Origin of the sequence: Flavobacterium sp. UBA7680 (assembly GCF_002482975.1) — a bacterium.
Taxonomy (GTDB): Bacteria; Bacteroidota; Bacteroidia; order Flavobacteriales; family Flavobacteriaceae; genus Flavobacterium.
Map to the genome: position 1 here is coordinate 36,624 of NZ_DLHA01000029.1, position 21,505 is coordinate 58,128.

The following is a 21,505-nucleotide window of genomic DNA, read 5'->3' on the forward strand; positions in this document are numbered from 1 at the left end:
CAGTTTAATGTATAGATATAAAAAATTGAAGTCCAGCTCTACAATATAATGTGTTCCTTCGGAACTTTGAAAGAGCCTTCGGCTCGAACTATATTGTAGAGCTGGATTTTAATCCAGTTAATGTATAGATATAAAAACCTGAAGTCCAGCTCTACAATACAATATGTTCCTTCAGAGCCTTGAAGAGCCTTCGGCTCGAACTATATTGTAGGGCCGGATTTTAATCCGGTTTAATGTATAGATATAAAAACAAACCCGATAACTTTTAGAAAGTTGTCGGGTTTAAATTTAATTATAAAAAAAAGCTGTCGAAAAAATCGACAGCTTTAGTTATTTATTATTCCTCAATAGGTTTCATTTTGAAAGTATCCATAAATGCAGTTGTATAATCCCCTGCAATATATTTTGGATCATCCATTAATTGTCTGTGGAAAGGGATTGTAGTTTTCACACCTTCAATTACAAATTCGTCAAGAGCTCTACGCATTTTGCTGATTGCTTCTTCACGAGATTGCGCTGTTGTAATTAACTTAGCAATCATTGAATCATAATTTGGTGGAATGCTATATCCTGAGTAAACGTGAGTATCTAAACGAACTCCGTGTCCTCCTGGCATATGAAGCGTAGTAATTTTTCCTGGTGAAGGACGAAAATCGTTATAAGGATCTTCTGCATTAATACGACATTCAATAGCATGTAATTCTGGTAAATAGTTTTTTCCAGAAATTGGAATTCCGGCAGCAACCATAATTTGTTCACGAATTAAATCGTAATCAATTACTTGTTCAGTAATTGGGTGCTCAACCTGAATACGAGTATTCATTTCCATGAAATAGAAGTTTCTGTGTTTGTCTACAAGAAATTCTACAGTTCCAGCTCCTTCGTATTTAATGAATTCAGCAGCTTTTACAGCAGCTTCTCCCATTCTTGTACGCAAGTCATCTGTCATGAAAGGCGAAGGTGTTTCTTCAGTAAGTTTTTGGTGACGACGCTGCACAGAGCAATCTCTTTCAGAAAGGTGACACGCTTTTCCGTAAGAATCTCCAACAACCTGAATTTCGATATGACGTGGTTCTTCAATAAGTTTCTCCATGTACATTCCGTCATTTCCAAAAGCGGCAGCAGCTTCCTGACGTGCACTTTCCCAAGCTTTTAAAAGCTCTTCTTCTTTCCAGATTGCACGCATTCCTTTTCCACCACCACCAGCAGTAGCTTTCATCATAACTGGGTAACCAATTTCAGCTGCTGTTTTTTGTGCGTGTTCATAAGAATCAAGTAATCCGTCTGAACCTGGTACACATGGTACTCCTGCAGCTTTCATTGTAGCTTTTGCAGAAGCTTTATCTCCCATTCTGTCGATCATTTCAGGAGCCGCACCAATAAATTTGATTCCGTGCTCTTGACAAATTTTTGAGAATTTAGCATTCTCAGAAAGGAAACCGTATCCTGGGTGTATTGCGTCTGCATTTGTAATTTCTGCAGCAGCAATAATATTTGACATTTTTAAATACGATAAGTTACTTGGAGGAGGTCCAATACAAACCGCTTCGTCAGCAAATTTAACATGTAGACTTTCTGCATCGGCTGTAGAGTAAACTGCTACAGTTTTGATTCCCATTTCTTTACATGTACGAATTACACGAAGTGCAATTTCTCCTCTATTCGCAATTAATATTTTTTTAAACATCTTATTTTAATTAGATAATTAGACAATTTGATAATTAGATAATTTTAGATGGTTAAGAAAATTTTCGAACCATTCTAAAATCTAAAATCTAAAATCTAAATTTATTTATGATGGATCTACTAAGAATAAAGGTTGATCAAATTCAACTGGAGACATATCGTCAACAAGAATTTTTACAATTTTACCTGAAATTTCTGATTCGATTTCGTTGAATAATTTCATTGCTTCAATTACACAAAGAACATCTCCTTTTGCAATAGTGCTTCCTACTTCAGTGAAAACTGGCTTATCTGGAGATGGTTTTCTATAGAATGTTCCAATGATTGGAGATTTTATAGTAACATATTTAGAATCTGCAGCAGCAGGCGCCTGAGTTTCAGCAGCAGTATTAACAACTATTGGAGCTGTAACTTGCGGTGTAGCTTGTGGCAATGCAGCCTGAGCTGGTAATTGCTGTACATAAGTAGTCTCAGTAACATTTCCTTCTAAAGTTGTTCTAATAGTGATTTTTACATCATCCATTTCTAACTTTACTTCCGCAACTCCCGAATTTGCTACAAATTTGATTAGGTTTTGAATTTCTTTTAAATCCATAATGATTCGTTTTTAGTTTTAATTTATTTTTTATCGTAAGCCCATTTTAAGTAAATAGATCCCCAAGTGAATCCACCACCAAATGCAGCAAAAATAACATTATCTCCTTTTTTAAGCTTATCTTCAAAGTCAGCTAATACTAATGGTAAAGTTCCAGAAGTAGTATTTCCATATCTTTCGATATTAACTAATACTTTAGATTCTTCTAATTCTAGTCTTCCGGCTGTAGCATCAATAATACGCTTATTAGCCTGATGCGGCACTAACCAATCAACATCCTGATTTGTTAAATTGTTTCTTTGCAGAATCAATTCGCTTGCATCGGCCATATTAGTAACAGCAAATTTGAAAACTGTTTTCCCGTCTTGCATAATATTGTGCTGTCTGTTTTTTACAGTTTCTTCGCTTGGCGGAATCAAAGAGCCTCCAGCAGGAATTTTAAGAAAATCGCGTCCTACACCATCACTTCTTAAATATTCATCCTGTAAACCTAAACCTTCATAATTTGGTTCAAATAATACTGCTCCAGCTCCATCACCAAAAATAATACAAGTTGCTCTGTCTGTATAATCTACAATTGATGACATTTTATCGGCACCAATTAACAATACTTTTTTGTATCTCCCAGATTGTACATAAGCCGCAGCAGTCGACATTCCGTATAAGAAACTTGAACAAGCTGCCTGCAAATCGTATGCGAATGCGTTTGTAGCTCCAATGTGTGTTGCAACATAAACTCCTGTAGAAGCCACCATCATATCTGGTGTTGCAGTTGCCATTATAACCATATCAATTTCTAAAGGATCGATATTAGCTTTTGCTATTAAATCCTTTGCTGCTTGTATGGCAAGGTACGACGTTCCTTTGTCAGCATCTTTAAGAATTCTTCTTTCTTTAATTCCTGTACGAGTGGTAATCCATTCGTCATTGGTATCTACCATTGTTTCCAATACTTTGTTAGAAAGTACAAAGTCTGGAACGTAGCCTCCAACAGCGGTAATTGCGGCTGTGATTGTATTCATTATATTCTATTATTTCCTTTCAAATATTATTATTTGAAAAATTTTTAAAAGACTTGAAAATTACAAAAAAAAACGAAGCGAATTTGCCTGTATTTTCTTAAAAAACGAAAATTATAACCAACAAAAAAAACTCTCACTATGTGAGAGTTCCAGTATAATTTACAAAAACGTATTAAGCAACCGCTTCAGATTTATCGATAACAACTTGCCCTCTGTAGTACATTTTACCTTCATGCCAGTAAGCTCTGTGGTATAAATGTGCCTCACCAGTAATAGGACATGTAGCGATTTGAGCTACAGTAGCTTTATAATGTGTTCTTCTCTTATCTCTTCTTGTTTTCGAGGTTTTTCTCTTAGGATGTGCCATTTTACTATATTATTTATCCGTTAATAGTTTCTTTAATTTTTCCCAACGCGGGTCAATATCTTCTTCTTTATTACTCTCTTCCTTCTGTTCTTTTACACTTAATTCATTCAATTTTGTCAAAGCTTCGGTTTGTAATGTACCGTCTTTAACGCCAGGATGAATTCTTTTTTGAGGCACCGAAAGTGCAATCATTTCATAAATGTATTGTGACACATCTAATTCATGTTCTCCATGCGGCAAAATCAACAATTCTTCATTATCATTATTGAACTCATCTCCAAAACGAACAATTAACTTCATTTTCCCTTTAATAGGTAAATCAAAATCTTCGCCGGTTAAATCACAAGGTACATTTACAGTCCCTTTGTGTTTGAATTCTAACTCTAACATTGTGCTTTTCTTATCGAAAACCAAATTCACTTTAATATCTGAACTTTGAAACTCTTCGTAGTCAAAGTCCTTAAAGAACGTGTTATTTATTTGATACTCAAAATGGTGTTTTCCCAGCTTTAACCCTATAAAAGGAATTAAAAATTCTTTTGATTTGCTCATTTCAACATCAATTTGTTTAATTCAAATACAAAACTACATATCTGAATTGGGGTGCAAAGATATAAAATTATTATAAATCTAATAATCTTATTCGCCTTTTTTTGTTTATAACTGTTTTTCTTTTATTTTAAGAGGTTTTTCGCTAATCTCCTCATACTGATTACGCGAGCGAAAAATATCAAGTGCAAGGTAAACTGCTTCTTTAAACGAATTAAAATCTGCCATGTCTTTTCCAGCAATATCATATGCTGTGCCGTGATCTGGCGAGGTTCTAACCTTATTTAAACCTGCTGTGTAATTAACTCCTTTTCCAAACGAAAGCGTTTTAAACGGAATTAATCCCTGATCGTGATATGTTGCTACAATAGCATCATATTTTTCATATTGACCGCTTCCAAAAAATCCATCGGCAGAAAATGGGCCAAAAACCATCGTACCACTGTCAAATATTTTCTTCAAAACTGGTTTTAAAATCAAATCTTCTTCTTTTCCAATAACTCCGCCGTCGCCGCTATGCGGATTTAACCCTAAAACTGCAATTTTTGGTTTTACTATACTAAAATCCTGAATAAGAGATTTTCTGATGGTTTCGATTTTTCTGGTAATTAATTCTTCTGTTAAATGAGATGAAACTTCATTTAACGGCACATGATCTGTCAACAAACCAACTCTTAAACTATCCTGAACCATCATCATCAGTGCATTTCCTTCTAATTCCTGATCTAAATAATCTGTATGTCCCGGAAATTTAAAATCTTCTGACTGAATATTATATTTATTAATTGGTGCTGTAACCAAAACATCAATCAAACCTTCTTTTAAAGCTTTAGTCGCCGCTACAAAAGATTTTATTGCATACTCACCAATTTTTTCATTATTAGAACCTAAATTAATATCTACTCCTTCTCTCCAAAGATTTAAAACATTTACTTTCCCCGGAATTACCTGATCTAATTTATCTACACCGTGAAACTGCACAGTCGAAGTAAAACTTTTTTTAACGAAAGAAAGAATTTTAGCATTTGCAAAAATAACAGGTGTACACAATTCTAACATTCGGGAATCTTCGAATGTTTTTAGTATAACTTCGCTTCCAATACCGTTTAAATCTCCAACTGAAATTCCAACAATTATATTTTCTGCTTTTTTATTCATGAGCTCAGCTTATTTATTACTAATTTTGATGTGCAAATTTAGTAAAATAAAACTACAATGTTTACAGGAATTATTGAAACCCTTGGAAGAATCCACGAAATACAAAAAGACAAAAACAATCTGCATGTTACTGTTGAGTCATCAATCACTAATGAATTAAAAATTGACCAAAGCGTTTCGCATAACGGAATATGCCTTACAGTTGTTGCTATAAAAGATTCTCACTATACCGTTACTGCTATTGAAGAAACGATTTTAAAAACCAATATTGGCGACTGGAAAGCTAATGATATTGTAAATTTAGAAAGAGGAATGAAACTTGGCGACCGCCTTGACGGACATATTGTTCAGGGTCACGTAGACCAAACGGGAACATGCATCAAAATCGAAGAAGCAAACGGAAGCTGGAATTATACTTTTGAATACGATCAAACCTTAAACAATATTACTATTGAAAAAGGATCGATTACCGTAAACGGAGTCAGCTTAACGGTTGTAAATTCTAAAACAAACGAATTTAGCGTTTCGATAATCCCTTATACTTTTGAAAATACCAATTTTAAAGATTTCAAAGTGGGCACTAAAATAAATTTAGAGTTTGATGTTGTTGGAAAATACATTTCAAGACTTTACGCTATAAACAAATAAGCAAGAAAAGTTATCGCATAAAAAAAGCTTCAATTTAAATTGAAGCTTTTTTTATTTTGTTTCGATATATAATTGTCATTCCTAAAACGAATCCTGCTGCAATTAGATACGGTATATGATCATTAATTGGCAAACCTGGAGGCGTTATATCATCATCATCAGCTGTTCCTGATGTTTTAGCTGCTTGCGGCGGCGGTGGAGGTGTGTTGTCAGCTAAAGTAACCGACACACTCGATACAATTAAAAAAAGTGCTAATAATATATTCCTTATCTTCATAGGTTAAACGTGCTGAAATTCAATAAATAATACTAGGGGCAAATATTTTTATAGAGATACATCACAAAAATGTTATCTACACGGAAATTCTTTGGCAAAAGTATACGATTTTTACAAAAAAACAACTTTAAAATCAATTAAGTGATGTAAAAATAATATACGTATTATGATGTAATTTGGATTTTAAGGCAAATAAGTTCAAATTTAAAACATCGATTAAATACTTAATTCATCGATCAACTGTAGCAAACAATACAATTATCAAACGCTGACTTTCAATTGTTTATTATAAAAAGCATTTCTTTTTTGCATCATGTATGGCTTTCTACAAATTTTCAAGGTCACAAGAATATTCTTATGCAATAATTTTTTAGAAAACATGCTCTAAATTTCAATAAGTCAGAAAGAACTGTAATTTATAAAAACACAATTACGTACTTGTTTTAATTCTGAGACAGTAAATATTTCCTAATTAATATATTTGCATGAAAAGAAAAGCAAAAGAACTTTTTAAAATACAATTGAAAAATTAGTTAATGAAAAATAAATATACAGTTGGAAGTTTGTATGCAGGCGTAGGCGGTATATGTTTAGGTTTTGAAAAAGCTGGTTTTGATTTAAAATGGGCCAATGAATTTGACAAAAAAGCCTGTGTTACGTATAGAAACAATTTCAAACATAATCTTATTGAAGGCGATGTTATGGATCTTGACGTAACAACTCTCGAACAAGTAGATATTTTAACTGCCGGTTTTCCTTGTCAGCCTTTTTCACTCGCCGGTCACCGAAAAGGTTTTGACGACAGAAGGGGGAATCACTTTTTTAAGATTCTGGATTTCATCGATGAAATTAGACCCAAAGTGGTTTTCCTTGAAAATGTAAAAAACCTAAAAGGGCACGATAAAGGAAATACATTAAAAGTTATAAAGAGTGAAATAAAAAAACGCAACTATACTTTTGACAGTTCTATTTTAAATACCAAAGATTTTGGAAATACTCCGCATAACAGAGAAAGACTTTTCATGATTGCTTTTGATAAAGACTTCCTAAATAATAAAAGTTTTAAGTTTAAATTCCCCGAAAAGGAGCAATTAACGAAGTCTATTAAAGATTTAATTATTACAGAAAAAGTTTCTGATAAATTTTATTATGGCGAAGAGAAGTATATGTACAATAAATTGAAGGAAGCGGTTGTAAACAAGAACCACATCTATCAATTTAGAAGACAATATGTTAGAGAAAACAAATCTGGTTTATGCCCCACTCTAACGGCCAATATGGGAACGGGTGGACACAACGTTCCGATTATTACAACCGATTTTGGCTTTAGAAAACTGACTCCTAGAGAATGTTTTAGACTTCAGGGTTTTCCTGATGATTATAAACTGCCTCCTATTTCCAATTCAAGTTTATACAAACAAGCGGGAAATTCGGTTAGCATGCCGGTTATTCAAAGACTGGCTGAAGAAATTTTTAAGGTGATTGAAAAAGTCGAAGCAAAAGCAAAGAAGAAAGAAAAAGTATAAAATTTCAACTCTTTTTTTCTTCTGTTTTTATTTTTGAGGATTCAATTTCTTCCCGAATTTTTGCGACACAAGTATCTAATTCTTTTTGAACTTCTTTACTCCAAAACCGAATTACTTTCCATTTTTTAGCAATTAAAAAAGCGTTGACCTCAACATCCCGTTTCATATTCCGTTCGATTTTCGGAATCCAATAATCACGATTTGATTTAATACGCAATTGCTGCGTTTCCCAATCTTTGCCGTGAAAAAATTCGCTGTCTATAAAAATGGCGATTTTATACTTTGCAAAAGTCAAATCCGGTTTACCGAATATTTTTTTATTATTCTTTCGATAGCGATAACCCGATTCCCACAAAGCTTTGGCAAGCCTGACTTCTTGCGTAGTTGCCGTGCTTTTTATAGCCTGCATATTTTTTCTCCGTTGTTCGGGAGTTAAATTATCCATCTGAAGATTAAATTTGTTTCTAACAGATAAAGTTAGGTATTTATGGAATATGGAAGTTTAATTATTCGAGCTTAGAAATTTCATTTTTCACAGCTAAAAACAAAAAAGCCTCTACATTTCTGTAAAGGCTTTTTATTTCTAAAGAAGTGGTCCCACCTGGGCTCGAACCAGGGACCACCTGATTATGAGTCAGGTGCTCTAACCAGCTGAGCTATAGGACCGGTTTAGAGGATGCAATATTACTACTATTTTTCGTTCACTCCAAATATTTTAAGACATGATTTGCATTTAATTTCAATTCAAAGTCGCAGTATTCAAAACAAGATTGATTTTCAAGACCTTATTTAAAAACAAAAAGTGATATTTTTTATTTAATTTCCTGACAAAGCTCGACCAAAACGCCATTTGTGTTCTTCGGATGCAGGAAAACTACCAATTTATTGTCGGCGCCTTTCTTCGGAACTTCGTTTATCAGCACAAAACCTTCGCTTTTTAAACGGGAAATTTCGGCATGAATATCTTCAACATCAAAAGCGATGTGATGGATTCCTTCCCCTTTTTTTTCCAGAAACTTTGCAATTGGACTTTCGGGATTTGTCGCCACTAAAAGTTCAATCTTGTTATTTCCTGTTTGAAAAAATGAAGTCAAAACACCTTCACTTTCTACCGCTTCCATTTTATAAGATGGAACACCAAGCATTTTTTCGAACAATACATTTGCATCATCCATATTTTTTACCGCGATTCCGATATGTTCTATTTTATTAACCATGATTTTCTATTATTGATTAATGTAAGTATTAAAATAACCGCATTCAGCAATTACGTCTTTATAGTATTGAGTGTCTGAATAATCCTTTTTCAACGTTTTAAAACCGTTCCAGGCAATAAAATTAATTTTATCGTCTTCAACACTCCACCAATTTGTAACATTGTTATATTTATTATTGTAATATTCGTTTCGCTCGCATTTCGCAATCAAATAAACACATTTTGCTTTTTGCTCTTTTGTTGTTGCAGCCAGCAGTGCTTTTTGATAATACCCTTTAGAAACATCACAATTGGTAATCATTTTTTTCATCGAGTCTCTAAACGAATACGGACTTGAACCGTAACCAACAATACTAATTTCATAAAAAGTTCTTCCGTTTCCAAAATGCGAAATATTGTAAAATGCATTTCCAAGCAATAAACTATTCGTATAAACATCTTCTTTTTGAGCCAGTTTATCCTGCATTTCTTTTACTGTATTTAGGAAATCAATAAAAGTATATTTTCTTTTTTGATACGCCGCATGATCACAATCGTGACAATCTTTAATACTTCCGTTAAACGGATTTCCCAAAAATTTATAATACTGAACAGAATCTGTTTCCTTCATAAAAGTAATCGCTTCAGGAATTTTATTTTTAAAAGTTGCCTGAACCGCTTGGAAATTGCTAATATCTTTCAATTTCAAACTATAAATTCCAGCACCAATTTTCTCGATTTCGGTTTTATTTGGCTTTGCCAAAAATGTTTTTATATCCAGCAGATTTTTTTCATTGTCATAAAAAGCATTTCCGTCATTCCAGTAACTGTAACGCGATTCTCCAAAAATCTCTGCCATTACCGGATCTGATTTTCCTTTATAAAGTGATGAAAGATAACTTCTGCTCCAAGAAGAAGCATTTTGATAACGAAACTCTCCTTCTTTATATGTTTTAGGAAGTTCATAATACAGCCAGTTTAAATCGGCTAGAATTGTTTTCTCGTTTTTATCTGTCAGTTTATCAATTTTATTCAAATTATTTACAAAGCGTAACAAACGAAGCTGCATTCCCGCCAATTCTGTTTTCGGAAGCGTTTTGACCGCTTTATCAAAACTTTTATCCGCATTTGCATAATCGCCTTTTAAAGTCTGTAAATAACCCAAAGACAAATCCCATAAATAAGGTCTTGCTGTATTATCGGCAGCCGAAATTTTGGCAACTAAATCAAAAGCACTTTTATCTATTTTAGATTGATTTTCAGTTTTATTCTCCGCAACCGTTTGGTTTTTCACCGGCTGATTTTCTTCTGCTTTTTGCTGAAATGAATTATTAAGCGCCTGTTCTTGCTTGTTTACCAATCGAGTTGCCAGATAATTTAAGTGTTCACTTTTTGGATCTAACTCATAAATTTTTTCAATAGCTTGTTTTTCATCTTTATAAAATCCGTGAATCGCCCAAAGCGCCGCTTTCTCTTTATTATTTTTTGCCATTGCCAACGATTTTGTCCAGTCAGTCTCATTTTTTGGATGAAAACTATACGCCGTTACAATTCTCAGTTCCGGACATTTGTCAAAAACCTGTGCATACAAATAATTAGAAACTGCATATTTTTTCTGCTGATAATTGATTCCGGCAACATATGAAAGTGCACGATAATACAATACATTTTTAGGAACAGAACTTTCGGTTTTATTAAAAAAGTCAATTGCTTTTTGTTTGCTGTTGCTGTAAAAACGAGCTTTCATCGTTAGAAACCAATATCTGTTTTTCAAAAATGGATCGGCAGTCGTGTTGTAAACATTTTCGATCGACTGGATCATTTGCAAATCCTTAAAAGTTTTGGCCACAACAGGATCATAACTCCAATAATCTTCGCCAATTGAAACGGTTTCTATTTTTTGTGCCAAATACAAAAACTCAACAAAGCTTTTCACTTTTGCGTCTTTCAATGCCATTTTTTTACCCCATTTTATGGATGAAGGATTTTGCTTTTTGTTTTTATAAAAAACATGAAGATCTGTAATTTCTTCTTTGTTTTTAATGGTATTTTTTTCATCCGAATAATATCTTGGCTTATCATCTCCAATTAAAAAATAATTGACAGTCGTAGTGTCAACAACACCTTTTAGATAAGTTCCCCAATCTGATTTTATGTTTTCGTTGAAACGCGAATTGTGTTTAGTGTCAAAACCAACTCCGTAAAAGATATCTCCGGCCAAAAACAATGGCGAATACGATTTATCTGCAAAAGTTTCGGGCGTGAAATTAGAATTGTAGCCGAAAAAACCCCAGTCATCTCCGCCGCCGCAGGCATATAGTATTCCGTAAGCCGAAAGTATCGTGACACTAGAAACAAGAAACAACTTGCTCAAAAATATTCTTTTCATAACTTTTTAAATTGAATTCGTCTAAATCGTAAAATATAATTTCTTTTGGGGCTTTCGCCGAGTTTTCGCTCAAATCTTCCCCCATTTCTTTTAAATCTTCGGCAGAAATGGATTCTATTTTAAGGAGATCATTTTCTTCATAATAAACACCATTTTTATAATTTGATTGTCTGGCTTTAAAAAAAACAGAATTTATCTGAACAAAATTTGTATCCTTTTTGAGTTCGCTGAAATTCAGTTTTGAACGGAGTCCAACAACTTTTTGATTTCTGATATGAACCGCCCAAGAATATATTGGTAATGCATAATCAAGATTGAGCGGATATTTCTTTAAACTCTTTAAATAATTGGCCGAGATTTTTTGGCTGTAAATAGAATTTAACGAATCTGGCGCAATAGTTCCCATATTGTAAAACATCAAAACGCCGTGATCTACATTTGGGATTTTTGTTTTTCTGAAATATTTTACCTGATGAAGCCTGATTGTTGCCGAGAGTTTTTTCTGTGAAAGCTTTTTAATCTGTTCAATAAACTTCAAATAATTGTCTTTGCTGTTTAATGTCCAATCGCAGTCAATTTGAATTTCAGTATGATTGATTTTATTATTTGTATTGATTTCATCAATTAAATGAATCGTCTTTTTGGCCAAATCTTCAATATCAAGATTGGTTTGCAGCATTACTTTATTCTGAATAAAAACCACGGGAACAATTTCAAAATTTTGAGTATTTTCCTGAAAATGAATTGGACTTATGGGAATTGGAGACTGCGTTTCAGGATGAAGTCCGATGTCAAAATAACGAACATACAATTTGTGAACGTCATTATCTTTTAAAACTTCCTTTTCTGTTTGAGAGAACTTCAAATTGGTTTTCCAATAATAAAAAGCAATTACAGGTTTGTCATTTTTACTGCAGGCAGAAAACAAAACAACCATTACAACCAAAAAAATTCTTTTTATCAAAACCGGAGGAAATTATATTTGAACTCAAAAGTAAGAAATTATAGCCTATTGTTTATTTCTTATTCAAAAAAAGAAGTAAATCTAAAAGCTGTAAATCCTAATAAATGGCCAAAAAATTTCAATTAAAGCAAATATAATTGTTATTTTGTGCAATCAAATTTAAAAACCGCTATGTTTAAAAGCAAACTCAAATACATTTCATTTTTATTGGTATTATTAATGATGAGCTGCGCCAAAAGAGGCAGTATAACTGGCGGATTAAAAGATACTTTGGCTCCTGTTTTGGTTTCGAGTGTTCCTAAAAATTTCAGTACTGATTTTAAAGGAAACGAAATTACATTGGTTTTTGATGAATACGTAAAGTTGAAAAACCTCAACAAACAGCTTGTTATTTCACCTCCAATGAAAAATGAGCCGTTGATTTATCCAACTGGTGTTAGTAAATTTTTAAACATAAAAATTAAAGATACTTTACAGCCTAACACAACGTATAGTTTTAATTTTGGACAAAGTATTACGGATAATAATGAAGGAAATGCGATAAACCAATTTAAATATGTTTTTTCGACAGGACCTTATATTGATTCGCTAAAACTTAGAGGAAGTATTAAGGATTCGTATGAAAAAAAGGTAGATAATTTTGTTTCTGTAATGTTGTATGAAGCAAATGATAAATACAAAGACTCTGTTATTTACAAAGATTTTCCGCGTTACGTTACCAATACTTTAGACAGTTTAAGAACTTTTGAATTTGAAAATTTAAAAGCCGGAAAATATCTTTTGGTTGCTTTAAAAGATAAATCAAGCAATAATAAATACAACCCAAAAGATGATAAAATCGGGTTTATCAAACATTTTATTACGGTGCCAAATGACACTGTTTTTGACTTGGAATTATTTAAGGAAACACTTCCGTTAAAGGCTGTAAAACCAATTCAGGCGTCTGGAAACAGATTACTTTTACCTTACGAAGGAAAACAAAATTTCAAGATCAACAAACCAACTATTGTCCTTAAAAACAACGATCAGGTTCTTGAAACCATTATAACGCAGTTTCCTAAAAAAGATTCGCTTCAGGTTTGGTATAAACCTTTAAAAGCCGATTCTTTATCTTTAGAAGTTAGTCGAGATACCTATAAAAAGAGGTTTACTTTTAGGGTAAAAGACCAGAAAAAGGACACGATGAATATTAAAGCGGTTCAAAACGGTATAATCAATTTTAGAGAAAGATTTACTTTAGAAACCGAAACGCCTTTGGTGAAATTCGATAAAACGAAAATTAAATTAGTCAATAAAGATTCGACAGCTGTTGATTTTACTACAGAATATGACGAATTCAATCAGAAACTGTATGTTGATTTCAAAAAAGAACCTCAGGAAAAATACAATTTTACATTTTTCCCGGGCGCGTTGACTGATTTCTATGAAAAAACAAACGATACTTTATCATATAAACTATCCACAAAAGAAGCTGCCGATTACGGAAATTTAGTTTTGAATTTGAAAAACGTAAAACGTTTCCCAATCATTGTTGAAATAACAAACAAAAAAGGCGATGAAGTTTTGGCCAGCGAATATTCTGAAGGAAATACTAAAATTGAATTCAATTTATTAGTTCCAACTCAGTTTACGGTTAGGATTATTTACGACGATAATAAAAACAAAATGTACGATGCCGGAAGTTTTCTCGACAAGCGTTATGCCGAAGAAGTTTTTTATTATCAGCAGGAAGTCGATGTCCGCAGCAATTGGGATGTTGATCAAAGCGTGGATTTAAGTATTCCGTATAGTCCCGAAATAGAGAAAAAAGAAGACGAGAAAAAGAAGAAAAAAGAGGAAAAACAACGAAAAGCTTTCTAGATTTTAATCTCAAAAATATCTTTGTCGCTTAAAAAGTCGAGCTTTTTTCGGGTTTCCAGCATTTCATTTTTATCTAAATCAACTACAAAAACACCTTCTGTTTCTTGTGGTTCTAAAATGTAATTTCCTAAAAAGTCAACAACCTGCGAATGTCCTGTATGTTCGTAGTTGTTGGCGTCAAGCCCAATTCTGTTTACACCCACAACATAACTTAGGTTTTCAATCGCGCGCGCTTTAAGCAAAGCGTCCCAAGCGTTGGTGCGTACCTTTGGCCAATTGGCCACATATAAAAGTAAATCGTAATTTTCGACATTGCGCACGAAAACCGGGAAACGTAAATCGTAGCAAACCTGCAGGCAGATTTTCCATCCTAAATAATCAACCATTACTTTTTGAGTTCCGGCAGTGTAGAATTTGTCTTCGCCGGCTAATGAAAATAAATGTCGTTTGTCATAATACTGTATCTCTCCTGACGGAAAAACAAAAAACATTCTGTTATAATAATTGCCATTTTCGGTAATTACAACACTTCCGGTAACGGCACTATTTTTTTCTTTCGCAATAAATTTCATCCACAAAACAGTTTCCCCTTCCATCGTTTCTGCAACTGCCGACGGATTCATAGTAAATCCTGTCGAAAACATCTCAGGCAAAACAATCAAATTGACCTGCTGATCGATCTGTTTTATTTTCGATTCAAAGTTTTTTCTGTTTGCAGAAGCTTCTTCCCAAACCAATTCTGATTGAATAAGTGCGATTTTCATTTTTCAAAAATACGAATTTTCAGCCAAAATTATTTTTTTAATGAAAAAGCTCATTTTGCAAAATTTTCTCAGAACACCTTTAAAAATCAAATGTTTTTAAGATTAAAAAAATACTTGGAGAAATTTTATTGCAAAAAAAATGCAGTTATTGCAAAAAAAATGCAAATGTTTAAAATTAATCTATATATTTGATTTGCCAATAAAAAACCAAAAGAAAAACATGAAAACCAAACTATTATGAAAACAAAGCTTATTTCATTAGTGTTTATTGGAGGAATCATCTTCTCCACAAACGCCAAAGAGATTGCAATAAAAAAGCATCTTTTTGAACAACAAAGCAATCAAGTTGAAATTTCGGGCCAGATTTTAGGTCAGGATGATGGAATGCCAATTGCCGGAGCTACTATTTATGCCGAGAGCAATAATAAAATAGCAACAATATCTGATGAAAACGGAAAATTCAAATTAAAAGTTCCGGAAAACGAAGTTCATATTATTATAAGTTACATGGGCTATGAAACTTTATCATTTGCCTTACTTAAAACGTCAGATTTAACGATTCGATTAAAACCTGCCGAAAATGTTCTGGAACAAGTTTTAGTTACCGCATTGGGAGTTAAAAAAAGTACTAAATCTGTTGCTTATGCTGTTACTGAATTAAAAGGAACAGAATTTACAAAAGCAAAAGAAACTAATATTTCGAATGCATTGGTTGGAAAAATTGCCGGAGTAAACGTGAGCAGTACCTCAACCGGAGCAAATGGTTCAACGAGAGTTGTAATTCGTGGAAACGGATCTTTAAACGGAAATAACCAGCCGATGTATGTGGTTAACGATTTACCTATTGATAATACACAGCTTAATTTACCGGGAATTGGAAACGGTGCTGGTTCAACGAGAATAAATGTGGATCGTGGTGACGGAACTTCTGTTATCAATGCCGATGATATTAAAACGATTACGGTTTTAAAAGGTGGAACGGCTGCCGCCCTTTATGGTGCAAATGCTGCAAACGGTGTAATTTTGATTCAAACAAAAAGAGGTTCTGCCCAAAAAGGAATTGGAGTTGAATATAATTCTTCATTTACATTCGAAACGCCTTCCATTATTCCAGACTGGCAATATGAATATGGTTCTGGAGCAAACGGAAAAAAACCAACCACGCAGGCAGAAGCTGTTGCAGCCGGACGCTGGTCTTGGGGTGCTAAAATTGACGGAAGCAACGTAGTTCAGTTTGACGGTGTTTCAAGACCTTATGTGGCGCAAAAAAATAACATTAAAAATTTCTACGAAACAGGAACTACATTTATTAACTCTCTTGCTTTATCTGGAGGAAACGAAAAAGCTACGGGACGCCTTTCGTTCTCGAATATGGATAATCAAAGTGTGGTTCCAAATTCTGATTTTAACCGAAAAAGCATCAACATTGCGAGTAATGTGAACTTAACAAACTGGTTAAAATTTGATGTCGTAGCACAATATAATTTAGAAAAATCAAACAACAGAGTAACGGTTTCTGATGCGGAGGCAAATCCAAACTGGGGGACTTACATGATTGGTAATACTGTTGACATTCGAAATCTTGCCCCAGGTTATGATGCAAACGGAATTGAAGAAGCATGGAATCCTGTTGCGGTAGCAACAAACCCTTATTTTGTTGTCAATAAAATTAAAAACAAAGACACTAAAAATCGTTTCATCGGGATGTTGAACGTAAAGGTAAATTTCACTCCGGAATTATTCCTTCAAGGTAGAATTGGACAAGATTATACGGATTATGATTTCTTCGGATACATTCCAAAAACAACTTTAAACAATCCGGTTGGATATGCGCAGGGTTCAAAAATGAAATTATCCAATCTAAATTCTGAAGCAATTCTTAATTATACTAAAAAGAATTTTTATAATGATTTCTCTTTAAATGCTTTAGTTGGAGTTAACTCTCGTACTACATTGAGAGACGAAACCAGAGTCGAAGGTTCAAATTTTGTATTAAATGATTTTTATGCTTTAAGCAATTTATCTACACTGGCTTATAGTTATCCTTACGGAAAAACTAAAACCAACTCGGTTTACGGTGCTGCCGATTTTGATTATAAAAACATCGTGTTTTTAAACGTAACAGGTCGTCAGGATTGGTTTTCTACGCTATCAAAAGAAAACAATACCGTATTTTATCCTTCTGTTGGAACGAGTATAATTGTTTCAGACATTTTTACAATGCCGGAATTTGTTTCGTTTGCCAAACTTAGAAGTTCATGGGCACAAGTGGGAGGCGCAACGCCAGATCCTTATGCATTGAACCAATCATACTCAATGATTCAGGGCGGACATAACGGTCAGCAGGTTCAAGGACCAACAAGTTCAAGAGTTCCAAATGCAACTTTAAGTCCGCTGACTTCTACAACATTTGAAATTGGAACAGATTTAGGATTTTTCAACAATCGTTTAAATCTTGATTTTGCTTGGTACAACCGTGCCACTACAAATGATATTGTCGAAACTACAATTTCTACAGCTTCTGGAGCTAATACTGCTTTATTGAATTTAGGAAAAATGAGAAACAGAGGGGTTGAGTTTTTAGTAAGCGGTAAAATCATCAATTCTGATAAGTTCTCTTGGGATGCAAGTTTCAACGGATCTTATAATGAAAATAAAGTTGAAGCACTTACAGATCAGTTAAACTCGATTACAATGGCAACTTCTGTAAATGGATATGTAACGATTACAAGTGATGTTGGACGTCCGTACAGTATTATAAAAGGGTACAGACCTCGTAAAGATGCTAACGGAAATACGGTTTATAATGTAAGCGGCGGATCTGCAACTATTGCGCAGGGACCACTTGAAGAATTAGGTCAGGGCGTTCATCCTTGGGCTGCGGGACTTACCAACGAATTCAAATACAAAAACATTTCATTGAGCTTTTTAATCGACGGGAAATTTGGCGGAAGCTTATATTCAGGAACTAACTTGTACGGAACTCGTATGGGATTGACAAAATTGACGCTTGAAGGTCGTGAAAGCGGTTTGCCAATTAAAGGTGTTGATGTTAACGGAAATCCGGTTGATATGGTTATTGCTCCGGAAAACCTTAGAACGTATTATGATGGTTTAAGAAACATTTCTTCTGAATTTGTTTATGATGCAAGTTTCATCAAATTAAGACAAGTAATTCTGGGTTACGATTTACCTATTGAGAAAATAAAAGGATTATCAAAACTTCAGGGTGCTTCTATTTCATTTGTAGCAAGAAACTTATTCATTCTTTACAAGAAAACACCAAACGTAGATCCGGAATCTGTATTTAGTGCCGGAAATGCTCAGGGTGTAGAACAATTTGGAGTACCAAAAACAAGAAGTTTCGGTTTAAACTTAAATGTCAAATTTTAAGCTTGCTTTATTTCTAATAATTAAATTAAAAGACATGAAAAAGATAACCCTTTTATATATCGCAGGCTTACTTTTAGGAAGTATGACAGCTTGTACCGATGATTTTGAAGAAATCAATACGAACCCTAATTCAGTTGAAAAACCAGATCCAAATTTTGTTTTCAGTAAAGCACAGCTTGACGGACTAAACAACAATTATTTTGCAACTAATATTTTAGAATGCGGCGGAATGTTGCAGCATTATGCAACTTACAAAGAAGCATCTGGAGCTGGTGATAAATATTTGAGTAATGAAGTTTATTATTCTGCTTATTTCAATCAGGCGTATCCAACTGCTTTAAATGAAACAGAAGTTGTAATCAATGAGGTAAAAAACAATCCAAACGAAAGCAATAAATTGAATATTGCAAGAATCTGGAAAGCTTATTTATACCACAGAATTACAGATTTATATGGAGATATTCCATATTCTGAAGCTGCAAAAGCAAACAGCACACAAATCTTTCTTCCTAAATATGATTCTCAGGAATTTATCTATAAAGATTTATTGAAAGAATTAGACGAAGCGGCTGCGGCATTAGATCCGGCAAAACCAAGTTTCGGCAAATCTGATTTTATTTATGATGGAGATGTTGCCAAATGGAAAAAGTTCTCTTATTCGTTAATGCTTCGTTTAGGATTACGATTAACAAAAGTTGATGCTGCATTGGCACAAACCTGGGTAACAAAAGCGATTGCCGGAGGCGTAATTTTAAATACTGCAGATAATGCAATCATGAAATACACGGATGGCCCAAATGATTTTAACCGAAATCCGGTTGGTTTCGACTCCAGAAAACAAGATTTTACAGCGGGTTCTTACGGTACAAAAAATGTGGAAGGCGGAAAATTAGCCAAAACATTTATCGATTTATTACAATCAACTGCCGATCCTAGAATTAGTGTTTATGCGGGAGTTTGGCAGGGAACAACTCAAAATACAGCGCTTGCCGTTCAAAAAGGTTTCCCTAACGGAACTAAAATTGCCCCAACTCCTACTGAACAAGCAACGTATTCTGAGCCTAACCAAAGTACCGTTTTTAAATACGATGCGCCGCTTGTATTGATCAGCAACGCCGAAACTAATTTATATTTAGCCGAAGCTGCTGCAAGAGGATGGTACGCTGCATCTGATAAAGATTTATATGAAAAAGGTGTTCAAGCTTCTTTCTTAAACATGGGAATTTATGGAGTAGCCTATACTATTCCAGATGCAACACCATATTTAACGGCAAATCCGTACAATGCAGCAGGATCTTTTGAGGCTAAAATGAATCAAATTCATACACAGGTTTATATTGCTCTATTTGTGGACGAGCAGGAAGTTTATGCTAACTGGAGAAGAACAGGTTATCCGGTTTTAGTTCCTGTAAACTTTCCGGGTAACGTTACAAACGGCACAATACCAAGACGTTTCAAATATCCAACCAGTGAATATTCAGTGAATTCAACTAACTTAGCAGAAGCGGTTAAGCGACAAGGTCAAGACCTTTTTACAACAAAAATCTGGTGGGATAAATAAACGAATCAAGAGTTGAAATGTGCCATAGGCACTTAATATCGGTAGAAAATTAGTTTCAAATCCATTGGCGTGCCGTAGGTACGCAACAAAACAACAATAATTGCGTACCTACGGCACGCTCGAGATATTCTAATTCATGTTTTCTACCGGTATTAAGTGCCTGACGGCACAAATTGAAGAATTTTAATCCTTAGACAGGGATAAAAATAATATTATACAAAAAGATAAATGAGCATTTTAATTCTTACGGCATGCATTGCGTTTTTAATCATACAAATAGCTTGGCTTAAAATCAATCCGTTTATTGCCTTTATCATAACAGCTTTATTAGCAGGTCTGTTTTTAGGCCTGCCAATAAGCACTTTATCACAAACCGTTCAAAAAGGTTTGGGCGAAATGTTAGGATCTATTACGCTGATTATTGTTTTCGGAACCTGTATTGGGAAACTTACCGTTTCATCAGGCGCCGCCAATGTTATTGCCAAAACAGTCATGGGATGGACGGGCAGAAAATACGTTCGACTCGGCTTAATGATTACCGGATTTATTGTTGGGATACCTCTATTTTATAGTGTTGGATTTGTTTTGTTAGTACCTCTAATCTTTTCAGTAGCCCATCAATTTAAACTGTCAAAAGTATATCTGGGAATTCCAATGCTGGCGTCGCTTTCAGTAGCACACGGTTTTTTGCCCCCACATCCGTCACCAATGGCTTTGAGCAGTATTTTAAATGCTGATATTGGACTTGTTTTAGTTTACGGAATAATAATCGCAATCCCGACTATTTTTATTGCCGGACTATTATTTTCTAATCTGCTTAAAAACATCAAAACCGAATCGGATCATGAAATTTTGAATGTCGAAGAAGTCGTAAACTACGGTAAACTTCCGAGTTTTTCGCTTAGTTTATTCTCGGCTTTATTTCCGGTTTTTGGTTTGACTATAACTTCAATATTGCCTTTAATTTCAACTAATGAAACGTTGATTGAGATTTGCAAAACAGTTGGAGAACCAAGTATGATTATGTTGATTTCTTTACTTCTTTGTACTTATACTCTAGGAATAAGAATGAACCGAAGCATCACATCTGTAATGGACGATTACGCCGTTGCGATAAAAGATGTCGCTTTGATTGTTTTAATTGTAGGCGGTGCCGGAAGTTTGAAAGAAGTTATGATTGTAAGCGGTGTAAACGAAACTATTGTTGCGGCCTTAACACAAATAAACATTCATCCGTATTTATTGGCCTGGATGATGGCAGCGATTATTCGCGTTTGTGTGGGTTCTGCAACCGCAGCCGGATTAATGACTGCGAGTGTTTTATTACCTTTGTTACAAACTACTGGTCTCGATCCCAATCTATTAGTTTTATCTGTTGGAGCCGGAAGCTTAATGTGCTCGCATGTAAACGATCCGGGTTTTTGGATGTTCAAAGAATATTTTAATATCAGCCTGAAAGACACGTTCAAATCATGGACGGTTATGGAATCTTTAGTATCTGTTTTAGGAATTGTTTTCGTATTTATTTTAAACTCAATTATACATTAATAT

General features: G+C 34.1%; 18 protein-coding genes and 1 tRNA gene. 6 read left to right on the forward strand and 13 right to left on the reverse strand.

Annotated elements, in window-relative coordinates:
• Positions 1-337: 337 nt before the first annotated feature.
• The 6 genes from accC to pdxA all read right to left on the reverse strand — a co-directional run bounded on the left by accC (position 338) and on the right by pdxA (position 5,377).
• Positions 338-1,687 carry an acetyl-CoA carboxylase biotin carboxylase subunit gene (accC, locus tag B3C18_RS12355; protein WP_073485519.1) on the reverse strand — a complete coding sequence of 450 codons (1,350 nt, stop codon included), beginning with the start codon at positions 1,685-1,687 and terminating at the stop codon, positions 338-340.
• A gap of 105 nt (positions 1,688-1,792) precedes the next feature.
• Positions 1,793-2,281 carry an acetyl-CoA carboxylase biotin carboxyl carrier protein gene (gene accB / locus B3C18_RS12360; RefSeq protein WP_291147107.1) on the reverse strand — a complete coding sequence of 163 codons (489 nt, stop codon included), beginning with the start codon at positions 2,279-2,281 and terminating at the stop codon, positions 1,793-1,795.
• A gap of 23 nt (positions 2,282-2,304) precedes the next feature.
• Positions 2,305-3,303 (reverse strand): beta-ketoacyl-ACP synthase III, encoded by a 999-nt coding sequence (locus B3C18_RS12365; RefSeq protein WP_053473305.1) that lies wholly within the window; start codon positions 3,301-3,303, stop codon positions 2,305-2,307.
• A 172-nt stretch (positions 3,304-3,475) separates the two neighbouring features.
• Entirely contained in the window at positions 3,476-3,670 is a 195-nt protein-coding gene (rpmF, locus tag B3C18_RS12370; protein WP_008465217.1) for a 50S ribosomal protein L32, read from the reverse strand.
• A 9-nt stretch (positions 3,671-3,679) separates the two neighbouring features.
• Positions 3,680-4,222 (reverse strand): YceD family protein, encoded by a 543-nt coding sequence (locus B3C18_RS12375; RefSeq protein ID WP_056208581.1) that lies wholly within the window; start codon positions 4,220-4,222, stop codon positions 3,680-3,682.
• A gap of 105 nt (positions 4,223-4,327) precedes the next feature.
• On the reverse strand, positions 4,328-5,377 hold the full coding sequence (gene pdxA, locus B3C18_RS12380; RefSeq protein WP_291147109.1) for a 4-hydroxythreonine-4-phosphate dehydrogenase PdxA: 1,050 nt from the start codon (positions 5,375-5,377) through the stop codon (positions 4,328-4,330).
• A gap of 57 nt (positions 5,378-5,434) precedes the next feature.
• Between pdxA and B3C18_RS12385 the strand changes: the two genes are divergently transcribed.
• The gene (locus B3C18_RS12385; RefSeq protein ID WP_291147111.1) at positions 5,435-6,025 is read left to right on the forward strand and encodes a riboflavin synthase; all 591 of its coding nucleotides are present in this window, start codon (positions 5,435-5,437) and stop codon (positions 6,023-6,025) included.
• A gap of 34 nt (positions 6,026-6,059) precedes the next feature.
• On the opposite strand, the gene B3C18_RS12390 is transcribed toward B3C18_RS12385, so the two are convergent.
• A complete protein-coding gene (locus tag B3C18_RS12390; RefSeq protein WP_291147113.1) occupies positions 6,060-6,302 on the reverse strand; it encodes a hypothetical protein in 243 nt (80 codons plus the stop codon).
• A 536-nt stretch (positions 6,303-6,838) separates the two neighbouring features.
• Between B3C18_RS12390 and dcm the strand changes: the two genes are divergently transcribed.
• Positions 6,839-7,828 (forward strand): DNA (cytosine-5-)-methyltransferase, encoded by a 990-nt coding sequence (gene dcm, locus B3C18_RS12395; RefSeq protein ID WP_291147115.1) that lies wholly within the window; start codon positions 6,839-6,841, stop codon positions 7,826-7,828.
• Between the two features lie 4 nt (positions 7,829-7,832).
• Here dcm and B3C18_RS12400 read toward each other — a convergent pair whose 3' ends face one another.
• The 5 genes from B3C18_RS12400 to B3C18_RS12420 form a co-directional block, all read right to left on the reverse strand.
• Positions 7,833-8,273 carry a very short patch repair endonuclease gene (locus B3C18_RS12400; RefSeq protein ID WP_291147117.1) on the reverse strand — a complete coding sequence of 147 codons (441 nt, stop codon included), beginning with the start codon at positions 8,271-8,273 and terminating at the stop codon, positions 7,833-7,835.
• A 147-nt stretch (positions 8,274-8,420) separates the two neighbouring features.
• Positions 8,421-8,494, reverse strand: a tRNA-Ile gene (locus B3C18_RS12405).
• 146 nt (positions 8,495-8,640) lie between these two features.
• The gene (gene mce, locus B3C18_RS12410; RefSeq protein ID WP_291147119.1) at positions 8,641-9,045 is read right to left on the reverse strand and encodes a methylmalonyl-CoA epimerase; all 405 of its coding nucleotides are present in this window, start codon (positions 9,043-9,045) and stop codon (positions 8,641-8,643) included.
• Between the two features lie 9 nt (positions 9,046-9,054).
• On the reverse strand, positions 9,055-11,412 hold the full coding sequence (locus tag B3C18_RS12415; protein ID WP_291147120.1) for a hypothetical protein: 2,358 nt from the start codon (positions 11,410-11,412) through the stop codon (positions 9,055-9,057).
• Complete coding sequence (locus B3C18_RS12420; protein ID WP_291147122.1) at positions 11,372-12,376, reverse strand: hypothetical protein; 1,005 nt, start codon at positions 12,374-12,376, stop codon at positions 11,372-11,374. The genes B3C18_RS12415 and B3C18_RS12420 overlap by 41 nt, the downstream gene beginning before the upstream one ends.
• A 171-nt stretch (positions 12,377-12,547) precedes the next feature.
• On the opposite strand from B3C18_RS12420, the gene B3C18_RS12425 reads away from it, so the two are divergent.
• On the forward strand, positions 12,548-14,236 hold the full coding sequence (locus B3C18_RS12425) for an Ig-like domain-containing protein (RefSeq protein ID WP_291147124.1): 1,689 nt from the start codon (positions 12,548-12,550) through the stop codon (positions 14,234-14,236).
• Here B3C18_RS12425 and B3C18_RS12430 read toward each other — a convergent pair.
• On the reverse strand, positions 14,233-15,000 hold the full coding sequence (locus tag B3C18_RS12430) for an amidohydrolase (RefSeq protein ID WP_291147126.1): 768 nt from the start codon (positions 14,998-15,000) through the stop codon (positions 14,233-14,235). The genes B3C18_RS12425 and B3C18_RS12430 overlap by 4 nt on opposite strands.
• Before the next feature lie 237 nt (positions 15,001-15,237).
• On the opposite strand from B3C18_RS12430, the gene B3C18_RS12435 reads away from it, so the two are divergent.
• The 3 genes from B3C18_RS12435 (at position 15,238) to B3C18_RS12445 (ending at position 21,502) form a co-directional block, all read left to right on the forward strand.
• The gene (locus B3C18_RS12435; protein WP_291147129.1) at positions 15,238-18,393 is read left to right on the forward strand and encodes a SusC/RagA family TonB-linked outer membrane protein; all 3,156 of its coding nucleotides are present in this window, start codon (positions 15,238-15,240) and stop codon (positions 18,391-18,393) included.
• 34 nt (positions 18,394-18,427) lie between these two features.
• On the forward strand, positions 18,428-19,954 hold the full coding sequence (locus tag B3C18_RS12440) for a SusD/RagB family nutrient-binding outer membrane lipoprotein (protein WP_291147132.1): 1,527 nt from the start codon (positions 18,428-18,430) through the stop codon (positions 19,952-19,954).
• Positions 19,955-20,182: 228 nt separating this feature from the next.
• Complete coding sequence (locus B3C18_RS12445; protein WP_291147135.1) at positions 20,183-21,502, forward strand: GntP family permease; 1,320 nt, start codon at positions 20,183-20,185, stop codon at positions 21,500-21,502.
• Positions 21,503-21,505 lie beyond the last annotated feature (3 nt).

What these genes read in the sequence shown, in the direction of transcription:
- B3C18_RS12415 (WP_291147120.1), bottom strand. Translation starts at nt 11,412, where the DNA reads ATGAAAAGAATATTTTTGAGCAAGTTGTTTCTTGTTTCTAGTGTCACG.
- B3C18_RS12365 (WP_053473305.1), bottom strand. Translation starts at nt 3,303, where the DNA reads ATGAATACAATCACAGCCGCAATTACCGCTGTTGGAGGCTACGTTCCA.
- B3C18_RS12375 (WP_056208581.1), bottom strand. Translation starts at nt 4,222, where the DNA reads ATGAGCAAATCAAAAGAATTTTTAATTCCTTTTATAGGGTTAAAGCTG.
- B3C18_RS12430 (WP_291147126.1), bottom strand. Translation starts at nt 15,000, where the DNA reads ATGAAAATCGCACTTATTCAATCAGAATTGGTTTGGGAAGAAGCTTCT.
- B3C18_RS12435 (WP_291147129.1), top strand. Translation starts at nt 15,238, where the DNA reads ATGAAAACAAAGCTTATTTCATTAGTGTTTATTGGAGGAATCATCTTC.
- B3C18_RS12445 (WP_291147135.1), top strand. Translation starts at nt 20,183, where the DNA reads ATGAGCATTTTAATTCTTACGGCATGCATTGCGTTTTTAATCATACAA.
- pdxA (WP_291147109.1), bottom strand. Translation starts at nt 5,377, where the DNA reads ATGAATAAAAAAGCAGAAAATATAATTGTTGGAATTTCAGTTGGAGAT.
- B3C18_RS12425 (WP_291147124.1), top strand. Translation starts at nt 12,548, where the DNA reads ATGTTTAAAAGCAAACTCAAATACATTTCATTTTTATTGGTATTATTA.
- B3C18_RS12390 (WP_291147113.1), bottom strand. Translation starts at nt 6,302, where the DNA reads ATGAAGATAAGGAATATATTATTAGCACTTTTTTTAATTGTATCGAGT.
- accB (WP_291147107.1), bottom strand. Translation starts at nt 2,281, where the DNA reads ATGGATTTAAAAGAAATTCAAAACCTAATCAAATTTGTAGCAAATTCG.
- B3C18_RS12440 (WP_291147132.1), top strand. Translation starts at nt 18,428, where the DNA reads ATGAAAAAGATAACCCTTTTATATATCGCAGGCTTACTTTTAGGAAGT.
- B3C18_RS12385 (WP_291147111.1), top strand. Translation starts at nt 5,435, where the DNA reads ATGTTTACAGGAATTATTGAAACCCTTGGAAGAATCCACGAAATACAA.
- mce (WP_291147119.1), bottom strand. Translation starts at nt 9,045, where the DNA reads ATGGTTAATAAAATAGAACATATCGGAATCGCGGTAAAAAATATGGAT.
- dcm (WP_291147115.1), top strand. Translation starts at nt 6,839, where the DNA reads ATGAAAAATAAATATACAGTTGGAAGTTTGTATGCAGGCGTAGGCGGT.
- rpmF (WP_008465217.1), bottom strand. Translation starts at nt 3,670, where the DNA reads ATGGCACATCCTAAGAGAAAAACCTCGAAAACAAGAAGAGATAAGAGA.
- B3C18_RS12400 (WP_291147117.1), bottom strand. Translation starts at nt 8,273, where the DNA reads ATGGATAATTTAACTCCCGAACAACGGAGAAAAAATATGCAGGCTATA.
- accC (WP_073485519.1), bottom strand. Translation starts at nt 1,687, where the DNA reads ATGTTTAAAAAAATATTAATTGCGAATAGAGGAGAAATTGCACTTCGT.